The following is an 11,607-nucleotide window of genomic DNA, read 5'->3' on the forward strand; positions in this document are numbered from 1 at the left end:
GGCCAGGGCCACCACCGGGCGCGAGAGCGTCCCGATCAGGCCGGGGCGACGGCGCGCGTACGGCGCATGGTGAGCACGTACTCGACCAGCGAGATCAGCACGTGCTTCGTCGACTCCCGGTTACGGGCGTCGCAGGCCACGACCGGCACGTCGCTCGAGATCGCCAAGGCGTCCCGGACGTCCTGCGGGTCGTGGTACTGCATCCCGTCGAAGCAGTTGATGGCCACCAGGTACGGCAGCCGCCGGTGCTCGAAGAAGTCGATCGCCGCGAAGCAGTCGGCCAGCCGGCGGGTGTCCACCAGCACGACCGCGCCGATCGCGCCCCGCACCAGTTCGTCCCACATGAACCAGAATCGGGTCTGACCCGGCGTACCGAACAGGTACAGGATCAGGTCACGGTCGATCGAGATCCGGCCGAAGTCCATGGCCACCGTGGTCGTCGTCTTGCCCGGCACCTGCCGGGTGTCGTCGACGCCCACGCCAGCGGAGGTCATGATGGCCTCGGTGGTCAGCGGCGTGATCTCCGAGACCGAGCCGACCAGCGTCGTCTTACCGACGCCGAATCCACCGGCGATAACGATCTTCGCCGACGTCACGCGCCCACTCGGGTTCGGTGGGCGGTGCGACATGTCAGAGCCTGCGAAGTCCACTCAGCACCCTCTCCAGCAGTTCAGTGCCCACCGCGTCGTCGGAGTCGTCCAGGATGGTCGGCTCGTGGACCGCGACCAGGCCGTCCGTCGCCATGTCGGCGATGAGCACCCGGGCCACACCGAGCGGGAGCTGCATCCGCGCCGCGATCTCGGCGAGCGATTGCACGCGTCCGTCACACAGCGCGGCGATGTACTGGTGTTCGCGGCCCTGGCCGCCGTTGCCATTGGCAGCGGCCCGACCGCGCACCGTCGTCTCGACGAGCGCCTCCAGCGCGATGTCGAGCCGGGGACGGGTTCGACCACGGGTCACGGCGTATGGACGGACCAACGCTCCGGTCGGTTCGTCACGATCGGCCATGTCGCCGCTCACCTCCTTCGCACCCCGTACCGGCTCCCACCGGTGGAACTCGTCGTTCTTGTCGTTTCAGTTGCGCCGACCACACGATCGGCGAGGCGTCAGCCCAGCATGCCCGCGGCCGCACGCGGCTGCGGGGTCAGGGCGTCGCCCACCCGGTCGACCAGTAGTGCCATCTCGTAGCCGACCTGCCCGACGTCGGAGCTGCGGGCCGCCAGCACGGCGAAGGACGAACCATCCGAGATGGACATCAGGAACAGGAAGCCATTGTCCATCTCCACGACGGTCTGGAGCACCGCGCCTCCCTCGAAGCAGCGGGCTGCCCCCTGGGTGAGGCTGACCAGACCGGACGCGATCGCGGCGAGCTGGTCTGCCCGGTCCCGCGGCAGGTCCCGTGACGACGCGAGGAGCAGGCCGTCCGCCGAGACGGCGACCGCATGTGCGACACCGGGCACCCGGTCGGCGAAGTTGGCCAGCAGCCAACCAAGATCCTGCGTAGTTGTCATCCTTCTTGCTCCTTCTGCCCGCTCCCGGCCGCTGGGCCTGAGCCAGACTGCGAGGATTGCTGCCCTCCCGGAGTCGCCTCCGGGCTGGTCGGGTTGTCCGAGGTGCTACGCCCTCGCTGCACGCCCCGGTGGTAGGCGGAGAGCAGGCCACGGACCGCCTCCGGGGAACGTCGCTGGACCGAGGTGGTGGGCTTCTCCACCGCGCCCGGCACCAGCTGCGCCATCGGCTTGCGCTTCGGCAGACCGGTCGTGGTGGTCTCGTTGACCGGCGCCGCCGTGGCCGCTGCCGAGGCGGCACGCCAGCCGTCGTCGGCGGCGGTCTGCCAGCCGTTGGTCTGCGATTGGGGCCGGCGGTTCGGCAGGCTCTCGGCGAGGCCGGGGCGTGCGCCCCCGTTCGCTGTCGACCCGTTGTCCTGCGGCGCTCCTCCGGCCGTCGGAGTGTCTGCCATCGGCGTGTTACCTGTCGTCCCGGGTGATGTCTTGTGGACTGCCCGACCGGTGGCCTCGACCGCCGCGAACTGCTGGGTCGCGTCACCGCCACCGCCGTTCGCCGCCGGCTTGTCGCCGGCCGCGGCCTCCTCCGGACCCGGACGGCGGGTACGGAACCAGGCGGACTCGAGCTCCCGGAAGATCGGCAGCTCCATGGTCTCGTCCGCGTACCGCTGGCGGTTCTGGGCCTGCGGCTGCTGCGGTGCCGGGCGGGTCTGCGCCGGCGGACGCGACGCCTGGGCCTGCTGAGCCTGGGCCTGCGGGGCCGGAGCCTGCTGAGCCTGCTGAGCCGGAGCCTGCGGGGCGCGGGCCTGCTGAGCCTGGGGCGCCGGAGCCGGCGGCTGGGCCGCGGTGCTCGGCTGGTCGCCGGGGCGCGGCACCCGGGGCAGCTCCGTCGTCATGTCCAGGGCGGCGGCGAGCCGCTCGGGCACCGGCGGGGTCTGCGTGTCCCGCTCGCCGCCGGGCACCGGCGGCCAGGCCGGCGGCGCCGGGGCGCTGGGCGCCGGAGCGGGCGGGGCGGACCGGGGCGTGAAGCCGCTGAACGACTGGCCGGAGGCCGGCGGCGCCGAGTACGGCTGACCGGACGCCGGGGAGGCCGAGACCGGCGACGCGGACACCGGCGGACCGGCGTACGGCTGGCCGGAGGCCGGAGCGGCGGACACCGGCGGGCTGCCGTACGGCGCACCCGAGTAGGGCTGACCGGAGTACGGCTGACCGGAGTACGGCTGACCGGACGCCGGCGAGGCGGAGACCGGCGCACCGGAGTAGGGCTGCGCGGAGACCGGCGGCGCGGAGTACGGGTGCACCTCCGGGCTGCTGGGCAACTGCCGGGGAATGGCCGGCTGCTGGCCGGTGGTCGTCGGCTCGTCGCCGGCCCGCCGCTGCGGCAGCGGGTCGATGGGCTGGCCGTTGGCCGTCCGGGGCATGTACCCGTCGCCGCCGTTGACCCCGTTGCTCGCGCTCGCGCCGGTCAGGTCCGACCAGGCGGGCATCGAACGGTACGCACCGGTGTTGGCGGGCGTGCCGGCGCCGTTGCGCGAGGCCGGGTCGAACGGCCGGCCGCCCAGGGTGACCTGGTTGCCGGACTCGCCGGGGCGGGCTCCGTTGCCCAGCGCGGGCAGCGCGCCGAGGACCGGCGCGGGTCCACCGTGCTGCGGGCCGGCCGCGGGCAGGGCCGGCGGCTGCTGCACCCGGCCGGCGAGCGCGCGGGGCACCAGCACCGAGGTGGGCAGGGTCACGTCGGCGACCGTGCCGCGGTCGGCGCCGGGGCGCAGCTCGACGCGGACGCCGTGCCGCGACGCCAGGCGGGCGACCACGACCAGGCCCATCATCCGGGAGACAGCCACGTCCACCTGCGGCGGCGTCGCGAGCTTGTCGTTGAGCTCGTGCAGCTGCTCGCGGCTGATGCCGATGCCGCGGTCCTCCACGTACAGCGAGGCGCGGTCACCGACCCGGCGGGCCTCGACCATGACCTGCGAGTCCGGAGGGGAGAACGCGGTGGCGTTGTCGAACAGCTCGGCGATGAGGTGCACCAGATCATTGACCGCGTGCGCGGCGACCTCGATGTCGCGGTCGATGACCCCGAACTCGATCCGGGTGTAGTGCTCGACCTCGGACTGCGCCGCGCGCAGCACGTCGATGAGCGCGGCCGGCTCACGCTGCACGCGGGTGGAGTCGGCGCCCGCGAGGACGAGCAGGTTCTCGTCGTTGCGGCGCATCCGGGTGGCCAGGTGGTCGAGCTGGAACAGCTCGGCCAGCCGGTCCGGGTCCTCCTCGCCGCGCTCCAGTCGGTCGAGGTGCCCGATGAGGCGGTCGACCAGGATCTGCGAACGACGGGCCAGGTTGACGAACATGGTCGCGACGGAGGCGCGCAGGGCCGCCTGCTCGGCGGCCGTCCGGACGGCTTCCAGGTGAACGGCGTTGAACGCCTCGGTCACCTGGCCGAACTCGTCCTTGCTGCGGACCGGCAGCGGCTCGGCGATCTGGTTGGCCAGCTGCACCGGGGAGAGCTGCCCGACGACCTGCGGGTCACGGAGTCGGGCCACCGCCTGCGGCAGCCCGTACTGGGCGACGGAGAGGGCGCCCTGACGCAGCTCACGCAGCGAACGGGCCATCGAGCGGGCGACCAGGTACGCGAAGAGGATGGCCAGCAGCAGCATGCTGAGCAGCAGGCCGGTCTCCAGGAACACCTGGCGCTGGACGTCCGAGCGCAGGTTGTCGGCCTCGGCGACCACGTCCCCGTCGAGCTTCGTCTCGACGGCGCGGATCAGCTTGGCGTTGGCCGTCATGGCCGAGTCCCACTGGTCGGGGCCGAACGGGGCGCCACGCATGTCGCCGGTGGTGTTGCCGTCGATCCAGCCGGTGTAGTTCTGCGCCTCGCGGCGGTCACCGCCGGCGACCGTCTGGTCGTGGTACTTCGCCTCGTCGGGGCTCGCGACCGCCTTGAAGCTCTGCAGAGCCTGCTGCTGGCCGGTGCCGCTGGCGATGTAGTCGGTGCGCAGCGCCGGGGTCAGCCGCTGGCCGCCCTGCACGCCCAGCGCGCGGTGGACGACGACCCGGCGGACGGCGAGGAACTCCTTCTCCCGGGCGACCGCCGCGGCGGCGCGCATCCGGTCGCTCAGGTCGTTGTCGCCGGCGAGCTGGGTGGCCGAGTCACGGATGGCGAGCAGGTCGTTGATCAGACCCTCGTACGCCTGGATGGCCTCGGCGAGCTTCAGCTTGCCGTTGAACACCTGACTGCGGACGCCCGGCAGCTCCTGCAGGTTCTGGTCGATGCCGTCGAGCAGACCCTCGAGGCTGCCCGGCAGGTCCTCGACGTCGCCCCGTTGCTGCCGGTACGGGCCCGTCGCCTGGTCGACCCGGGAGTTGACCCGGTTGTAGGCCTCCTGGTACTGCGCCTTCGGCTGCGTCCCCGTGGCCTGCAGCAGCAGCACGGCGGTGGTCCGCTCGTCCTGCAGCGTGTCGACCAGGTCACCCGAATAGCTCGACAGGTTGGCCAGGTCGCCGGCTCGGTTGGCATTGTTGAGCGTGTCCAGGTGGTCGACGAGACCACTGGTGCCCACGACGACCGTGGCGATGGTCGGCACGATCATGATGAGACCGAGCTTGGACCAGATCGGCATGTCCCGAAGCCGACTGGCCGGCCGGCGCAGCCGCGACAGGAAGGAGCCCGCCGTCTTTGGCCGTTTGCTCACGTCACCGCCCTCGCGATTACAGCTTGAACGCGTTGCCCCGGGCAACGCCCAGCGACCGACCCGGCGGGTCGGACCCCCGAGATTCCATCACGCCGGTCGGCAAGAAGAAAGCCCAGGTTGTCACCGGCCGAAGGTGTGATGAGATGTTGATGCGATTTGATAGCAGTCCGTCTGGCCGGAGTAACTGAAGGTAATGGAACATCCCCACCGCGTTGTCCTGCTCGCCGGCCCCTCAGGCTCCGGAAAGTCGTACATAGCGCAGCAAACCGGGTTGCCGGTGCTGTGTTTGGACGACTTCTACAAGGACGGCGATGACCCTACGTTGCCGCGCCGAAACGGCCAGGTCGATTGGGAATCACCGCAGTCCTGGGACGCCCTGACCGCCGTCGAAACGATTGCTCGACTCGCCCGCGAGGGCCGTGCCGATGTGCCGGTTTATGCGATCGGCGCGGATCGACGGGTGGCCACCCGGCCATTTGATGTCGACGGATCGCCACTTTTCGTGGCCGAAGGGATTTTCGCCGCCGAGATCGTCGAGGAGTGCCGCCGCCGCGGGCTGCTCGCCGGGGCGTACGCGCTGCGCCGTCCGCGCGGGGCGACCTTCCTGCGCCGGCTGGCCCGCGACCTGTCCGAGCAGCGCAAGGCGCCCCGGGTGCTCCTCCGGCGCGGGGTGGCCCTGCTGCGGGCGGAGCCCGCGGTGCTGCGCCGGCAGATGGGGCTGGGCGCCGAGGCGGCCCGAGCCCGGGAGGTGCTGCGCCGGGTGGCCGGCCTGCTCGCCGGCCACCACCCGCACGGCCGCGAAGGCCACCCGCGGGGCTGAGGGCGCCCGCAGAGCCGAGGAGGCCACCCGCAGGGCTGAGGCGCCCTCAGGGCAGCAGCTTGGCGTACGCCGGCTTGATCACCTCGTCGATGATCCGCAGTCGCTCGTCGAACGGGATGAAGGCGCTCTTCATCGCGTTGATGGTGAACCACTGCAGCTCGCGCCAGCCGTAGCCGAAGGTCTCCACCAGCAGCGACATCTCCCGCGACATGGAGGTGCCGCTCATCAGCCGGTTGTCGGTGTTGACGGTGGCCCGGAACCGCAGGTCGCGCAGGAGCCCGATCGGATGGTCGGCGATCGAGGCCACCGCGCCGGTCTGTACGTTCGACGAGGGGCAGAGCTCCAACGGGATCCGCTTGTCCCGCACGTACGCGGCCAGCCGGCCCAGCGCGCCGTCGGGGGCGATGTCGTCCACGATCCGTACGCCGTGACCGAGCCGGTCCGCGCCGCACCACTGGATCGCCTGCCAGATCGACGGAAGCCCGAACGCCTCACCGGCGTGGATGGTGAAGTGGAAGTTCTCGCGCTGCAGGTATTCGAAGGCGTCCAGGTGCCGGGTGGGCGGGAAGCCCGCCTCGGCGCCGGCGATGTCGAAGCCGACCACCCCCGCGTCGCGGTGCCGCACGGCCAACTCGGCGATCTCCTGTGAGCGCGCCGCGTGCCGCATGGCGGTGAGCAGGGTGCCCACCCGGATGGTCAGGCCGGCCTCGACGGCCTGGGCGGTGCCCTCGGCGAACCCGGCCAGCACGGCCTCGACCACCTCGTCCAGGCTCAGGTCCCGTTCCAGGTGCTGCTCGGGGGCGAAGCGCACCTCGGCGTAGACGACCCCGTCGGCGGCCAGGTCCAGCGCGCACTCCCGCGCCACCCGGCGCAGCGCCGGCCCGGTCTGCATGACCGCCACGGTGTGCGCGAACGTCTCCAGGTAACGCTCCAGCGACCCGGAGTCGGCGGCTTCGACGAACCAGCGTCCGAGCGCCTCCGGGGCGGTGGTGGGCAGCTCGTGCCCCACCTCCGCGGCCAGCTCGACGATCGTCGCCGGCCGCAGCCCGCCGTCGAGGTGGTCGTGCAGCAGCGCCTTCGGGACCTTGACGATGTCCTCGTACCGGATTGCCATGCTCCGACCCTAGTCATGCCTGAGCCGGATACGGGCGGTGGTGCCGCTGCCGCCGCCCGCGCCAGCGGTGCGGGCTCCCGGGCAGCCGGGCTCCCGCACCGCCGCGCTATGCGAGAGCGGTAAAGCCGAATCCGGCGTCGGCCAGCACGAGCAGGCTGAGCGCCGCCAGCACGGCGGAGCTCACGCCGAGGCTCCACCGCAACGCCCTCGGTGCCTGCCGACGAGCGGCCAGCACGAACAGGACCAGGGACACGACCGCACCGCCGGGTGCGCTGGCGACCAACGTGGCGAGCACGACGCAGCAGACGGCCACCACGGTGAACCGACGCTGCCGATCCAATCGGGGCGGCACCTCGACGCGTTCCGCGGTCATCGTCACCCTCCTCTTCCCGGTCTTTCCGAGTCTACGACGGTCCGGCGTCAGGCATCCCGGAGCGCGCTCACACCCCGCCCTTTTCGGCCCGCACCGAGCCGTCGCGGTAGCTGTAGAGCCGGATCCACGGGTCACTTTCGGCGACGCACGCCAGACGCACGGTGCAGAGCTCGAACTGCGCCTGCACGTAACTGGTGTAGTAGGAAACCCCGTAGAGATCGGTGTGCTTGACGTTGTTCGGGCCGCTCCTGACGCCACGGTACTTCCAGCCCTGCACCTGACCCGGGCCGTAGATGTAACCGGCGGTGTCCGGCGTAGAGATGCGCGTGATGGTGCGCCTGCCGTAGTTGTAGCAGTAATAGACGGACTCGGTGAACCTCCACAGCTTCGCCTTGGTGACCCCACCCTTGAAATAGAGGGTGGCGCCGTTGGTCTTGCAGCTATCGCCGCCGGACGCGGAGCCCGCGCCGTCCGGAGTCGGCCAGTCGGCCGGCGGCTGACCGAGCGCGCCGGACTCGACCGGGTCGGGATCCTGCAACTCGATGCCGTCCGGATCCGTCGGGACGGATTCCGGGATCGCAAGCAGTTCCTCGGTGGACAGCGTCGCTAGGATTGCCCAGTCCACGGTCAGCCCCGTGCTCGACGCGGACGTCTGCAGAGCCGCGGTGGCAGCCGCCAGGGCGGTCGCGTGGGCGTCGTCCTCGGCGTATGCCGGGGTGGAGAGGCCGACCACGGCGACACCAGCCACAAATGCGGCGAGCAGCGTTCGGCTTAAGGAGCGGTCAATGCGCATGTACATCCCCCATGTCTCAAGTAATGACGAGCGGAGGCTAGCAAGCTAATTGGATCTCGTTCGACCACGACGACTCATCGGTAATTTCGCTATTCATCAAGTTGAAATAGTATTTAATAGACAGATTGGTTATGTCGGGCATCGTGTCCGGCGCTGACCGCGCAGCTCACCGACCTCCGTTGGCCGGCCGACACTCAACGCAGCACGCGTCGACTCTCGGCCCGACATAGGATCTGGCGGTGGCAGACCCCGCACCCACCCCGCTGGCACCAGTGGCGGCCCGGCTGCGCTGCCCGGTCTGCGGCGAACCGCTGGCCGAGACGACCGCCGGCACCGCCTGGGCGCTGCGGTGTCCGCGCGGGCACAGCTTCGACGTGGCCCGGCAGGGGTACGTCAACCTGCTCGCCGGCCGCGCACCGCACTCCGGGGACAGCGCCGAGATGGTGGCCGCACGGGCCGACTTCCTCGCCGCCGGGCACTACGACCCGGTCTCGGACGCCCTGGCCGCCGCCGCGACGCAGGCCGTGCAGCACCTGCGCGACGTGTCGTCGCTCGACGCGTACCCCCTGGTGGTGGATGCCGGCGCGGGCACCGGCCGATACCTCGGCGCGGTGCTGGCGGCGCTGCCGGACGCCGTGGGTCTGGCCCTGGACGTCTCCAAGCCGGCGCTGCGTCGCGCGGCCCGGGCGCATCCCCGGGCGGCCGCGGCGCTCGCCGACACCTGGCAGCGGCTGCCCCTCGCGGACGGCTCGACGGCCGTGCTGCTGAACGTGTTCGCCCCGCGCAACGGCGCGGAGTTCCACCGGGTGCTCGACCCGGCCGGCACGCTGCTCGTGGTGACGCCCGCCGCCGACCACCTCACCGAACTGGTGGACGCCCTCGACCTGCTGCGGGTCGACCCGGACAAGGCCGACCGGGTGGCCGCCAGCCTGGGCGGGCACTTCACGCCGGTCAGCTCGACGGTGCACCGCGCGGAGCTGGCCCTGACCCGGCCGGAGGTCGCCACGCTGGTCGGGATGGGTCCGAGCGCCTGGCACACCAACCCGACCGCCCTCGCCGAACGGCTGGCCGCGCTGCCCGAGCCGGTCCGGGTGCGCGTGGCGGTCCGGCTGGACGCCTACCGACGCCGCTGAGGCTCAGGTGGAGAGGTCGACCTCTTCCCAGCCCGGCGGCTCGTCGTGGTACGGCCCGCGCAGGATCACCGCCCACTCCAGCGCCCAGCGTCGCTGCCCGATCGCGTTGGCGTCGACCAGCCCCGGCGCCCGCCGGCCGCTCCGCTCGGTCTCCAGGTAAGCCCAGTCCAGGCAGTAGTGCAGATCGAGCAGGGCCGCCGCGTCGGCCGGGTGCTGCGGCGCGGCGAGGATCCGGGACTGCCAGCGGCCGAAGGTCTCCCCCTCGGCGATGTGCGGCAGCCGCTCGACCAACCGCTCGTCCACCGCCAGGGTGGGATCGAGCTGTTTGCTCAGCCCCAGCACCCAGGCCAGCGCGAAGAGCGCGTCGTGGTGCAGCACGAACGACCGGTGGTCGCCCTTGCCGCCCATCACGAACTGCCACTCCGGCGGGGTGACCATCTCGACCAGGTGCGAGCCGAGCAGCCAGCTCATCGCCGCCTGCGGGGGCATCCCGAAGCAGCGCGCCAGGATGAGGTGCAGCACGGCGATGCGCGCCTCGATCTCCGCCCTGGGTCGCAGCTCGATCGCATCACCCGGCTCCCACACGAGCGGGAACTGGGCCGGCGGCAGCGGCAGGCCGAGCCGGGACAGCTCGTCCAGGCTCGCCTCGCGCACCTCGCGCGGGTCGGGGGCAGGTACGGTCACGGGAGAACTTCCTGTCTGCACGCCACGCCTTTGGCCTGCGAGAATAGCGCTCCCAGGTGACGGGCACCACGCCGCCCCGACCTCCGCCCCGGTCAGCCGATCCGCTCGATGACCAGGGGCGTCGCGGTTGGCGCGGTCGGTGCAATGTGCACCGCGCGACTTGCCTCCGCCAGGGCCGCCGGAATCCGCGACGGGTCCTCGGCACGCAGTTCGTAGAGGGCGTCCCCGACCCGCACCGGATCGCCCGGCCGCTTGTGCAACACCACCCCGGCCGGCACGCTGACCGGGTCCTCCTTGCGGGCCCGGCCCGCGCCGAGCCGCCAGGCCGCAACCCCCATGGCGTACGCGTCGACGGCCGCGACGTACCCGTCCTGCTCGGCGCGGACCACCTCGACCTCCGGCGCGGTCGGCATCGGCGCGTCCGGGTCGCCGCCCTGCGCGCGGATCATCGCCCGCCAGGAGTCCATCGCCCGCCCGTCGCGCAGCGCCGCCTCGGGGTCGGCGTCCGGCAGGCCGGCGGCGTCGAGCATCTCCCGGGCCAAGGCGAGCGTCAGCTCCACCACGTCGGCCGGCCCACCCCCGGCCAGCACCTCGACCGACTCGGTCACCTCGACCGCGTTGCCGATGGCCAGGCCGAGCGGGGTGGACATGTCGGTGAGCAGGGCGACCGTCCGCACGCCGTGCGCACCGCCCAGCTCGACCATCGTGCGGGCCAGCTCGCGGGCCTGGTCGACGGACTTCATGAACGCGCCCGAGCCGACCTTCACGTCGAGGACGAGCGCGCCGGTGCCCTCGGCGATCTTCTTGCTCATGATCGAGCTGGCGATCAGCGGGATCGCCTCCACGGTGCCGGTCACGTCGCGCAACGCGTACAGCTTGCGGTCGGCCGGAGCGAGCCCGGCGCCGGCCGCGCAGATCACCGCGCCGACATCACCGAGCTGGGCGATGAACTCGTCGTTGCTCAGCGAGGCCCGCCAGCCCGGAATGGACTCCAGCTTGTCCAGCGTGCCGCCGGTGTGCCCGAGGCCGCGCCCGCTGAGCTGCGGAACGGCGGCACCGCACGCGGCCACCAGCGGGGTGAGCGGCAGGGTGATCTTGTCACCGACACCGCCCGTGGAGTGCTTGTCGACGGTCGGGCGACGGACCGCCGAGAGGTCGAGGCGCTCACCGCTGGCGATCATCGCGGCGGTCCACCGGGCGATCTCCGGCCCGGTCATGCCGTTGAGCAGGATCGCCATGGCCAGCGCCGACATCTGCTCGTCGGCGACAACCCCCCGGGTGTACGCGTCCAGCACCCAGTCGATCTGCGCGTCCGACAGCACACCCCCGTCCCGCTTCACCCGAATAACGTCAACAGCAGCAAACCCACTACTCATCAGAATGATCTTTCCTCGTCTGTTGCAGATCCCGACCCACGGACAGCCCGCACCGAGGGATTGGGCCGACCGTGCCCGGCGGAGGGATCAAGCCTGACCGCCCGGAGCCGGGCACGGTCG

11 protein-coding genes are annotated in these 11,607 nt (G+C 71.9%); 2 read left to right on the top strand and 9 right to left on the bottom strand.

Features of this window, described 5'->3' with window-relative positions; translation table 11 throughout:
- Positions 1–35: 35 nt before the first annotated feature.
- The 4 genes from AB0J68_RS15895 to AB0J68_RS15910 all read right to left on the bottom strand — a co-directional run bounded on the left by AB0J68_RS15895 (position 36) and on the right by AB0J68_RS15910 (position 5,194).
- Complete coding sequence (locus tag AB0J68_RS15895) at positions 36–629, bottom strand: ATP/GTP-binding protein (protein WP_007455465.1); 594 nt, start codon at positions 627–629, stop codon at positions 36–38.
- A 1-nt stretch (position 630) separates the two neighbouring features.
- Positions 631–1,008, bottom strand: a complete 378-nt coding sequence (locus AB0J68_RS15900; RefSeq protein ID WP_030329021.1) for a DUF742 domain-containing protein — start codon at positions 1,006–1,008, stop codon at positions 631–633.
- Positions 1,009–1,106: 98 nt separating this feature from the next.
- Positions 1,107–1,511 (bottom strand): roadblock/LC7 domain-containing protein, encoded by a 405-nt coding sequence (locus AB0J68_RS15905; protein ID WP_007455462.1) that lies wholly within the window; start codon positions 1,509–1,511, stop codon positions 1,107–1,109.
- Positions 1,508–5,194, bottom strand: a complete 3,687-nt coding sequence (locus tag AB0J68_RS15910) for a nitrate- and nitrite sensing domain-containing protein (protein WP_363939089.1) — start codon at positions 5,192–5,194, stop codon at positions 1,508–1,510. The genes AB0J68_RS15905 and AB0J68_RS15910 overlap by 4 nt, the downstream gene beginning before the upstream one ends.
- Positions 5,195–5,696: 502 nt before the next feature.
- Here AB0J68_RS15910 and AB0J68_RS15915 point away from each other — a divergent pair.
- The gene (locus AB0J68_RS15915) at positions 5,697–6,014 is read left to right on the top strand and encodes a hypothetical protein (protein WP_363939091.1); all 318 of its coding nucleotides are present in this window, start codon (positions 5,697–5,699) and stop codon (positions 6,012–6,014) included.
- A gap of 46 nt (positions 6,015–6,060) precedes the next feature.
- Here the strand turns inward: AB0J68_RS15915 and AB0J68_RS15920 are convergent, their stop codons facing one another.
- The 3 genes from AB0J68_RS15920 to AB0J68_RS15930 form a co-directional block, all read right to left on the bottom strand.
- Positions 6,061–7,128, bottom strand: coding sequence for an adenosine deaminase (locus AB0J68_RS15920; protein WP_363939092.1), 1,068 nt, complete (start codon positions 7,126–7,128; stop codon positions 6,061–6,063).
- Between the two features lie 106 nt (positions 7,129–7,234).
- Positions 7,235–7,501: a hypothetical protein gene (locus tag AB0J68_RS15925; RefSeq protein WP_354863207.1), complete on the bottom strand. Its 267-nt coding sequence runs from the start codon at positions 7,499–7,501 to the stop codon at positions 7,235–7,237.
- A gap of 67 nt (positions 7,502–7,568) precedes the next feature.
- Positions 7,569–8,294, bottom strand: coding sequence for a hypothetical protein (locus AB0J68_RS15930; RefSeq protein WP_354863208.1), 726 nt, complete (start codon positions 8,292–8,294; stop codon positions 7,569–7,571).
- A gap of 263 nt (positions 8,295–8,557) precedes the next feature.
- Here AB0J68_RS15930 and AB0J68_RS15935 point away from each other — a divergent pair, with 263 nt between their 5' ends.
- Positions 8,558–9,427 (top strand): putative RNA methyltransferase, encoded by an 870-nt coding sequence (locus tag AB0J68_RS15935; protein ID WP_363939095.1) that lies wholly within the window; start codon positions 8,558–8,560, stop codon positions 9,425–9,427.
- 3 nt (positions 9,428–9,430) lie between these two features.
- On the opposite strand, the gene AB0J68_RS15940 is transcribed toward AB0J68_RS15935, so the two are convergent.
- The gene (locus AB0J68_RS15940; RefSeq protein WP_354863209.1) at positions 9,431–10,111 is read right to left on the bottom strand and encodes a DUF4272 domain-containing protein; all 681 of its coding nucleotides are present in this window, start codon (positions 10,109–10,111) and stop codon (positions 9,431–9,433) included.
- 92 nt (positions 10,112–10,203) lie between these two features.
- Positions 10,204–11,487: a thymidine phosphorylase gene (locus AB0J68_RS15945; RefSeq protein ID WP_354863210.1), complete on the bottom strand. Its 1,284-nt coding sequence runs from the start codon at positions 11,485–11,487 to the stop codon at positions 10,204–10,206.
- Between the last annotated feature and the right edge of the window lie 120 nt (positions 11,488–11,607).

This window comes from Micromonospora sp. NPDC049580 (genome assembly GCF_040675595.1).
Taxonomy (GTDB): domain Bacteria; phylum Actinomycetota; class Actinomycetes; order Mycobacteriales; family Micromonosporaceae; genus Micromonospora.

Bases quoted from the DNA above. Each gene is read 5' to 3' on its own strand.
- AB0J68_RS15925 (WP_354863207.1), bottom strand. From the start codon at position 7,501: ATGACCGCGGAACGCGTCGAGGTGCCGCCCCGATTGGATCGGCAGCGT.
- AB0J68_RS15900 (WP_030329021.1), bottom strand. From the start codon at position 1,008: ATGGCCGATCGTGACGAACCGACCGGAGCGTTGGTCCGTCCATACGCC.
- AB0J68_RS15920 (WP_363939092.1), bottom strand. From the start codon at position 7,128: ATGGCAATCCGGTACGAGGACATCGTCAAGGTCCCGAAGGCGCTGCTG.
- AB0J68_RS15895 (WP_007455465.1), bottom strand. From the start codon at position 629: ATGTCGCACCGCCCACCGAACCCGAGTGGGCGCGTGACGTCGGCGAAG.
- AB0J68_RS15905 (WP_007455462.1), bottom strand. From the start codon at position 1,511: ATGACAACTACGCAGGATCTTGGTTGGCTGCTGGCCAACTTCGCCGAC.
- AB0J68_RS15930 (WP_354863208.1), bottom strand. From the start codon at position 8,294: ATGCGCATTGACCGCTCCTTAAGCCGAACGCTGCTCGCCGCATTTGTG.
- AB0J68_RS15945 (WP_354863210.1), bottom strand. From the start codon at position 11,487: ATGAGTAGTGGGTTTGCTGCTGTTGACGTTATTCGGGTGAAGCGGGAC.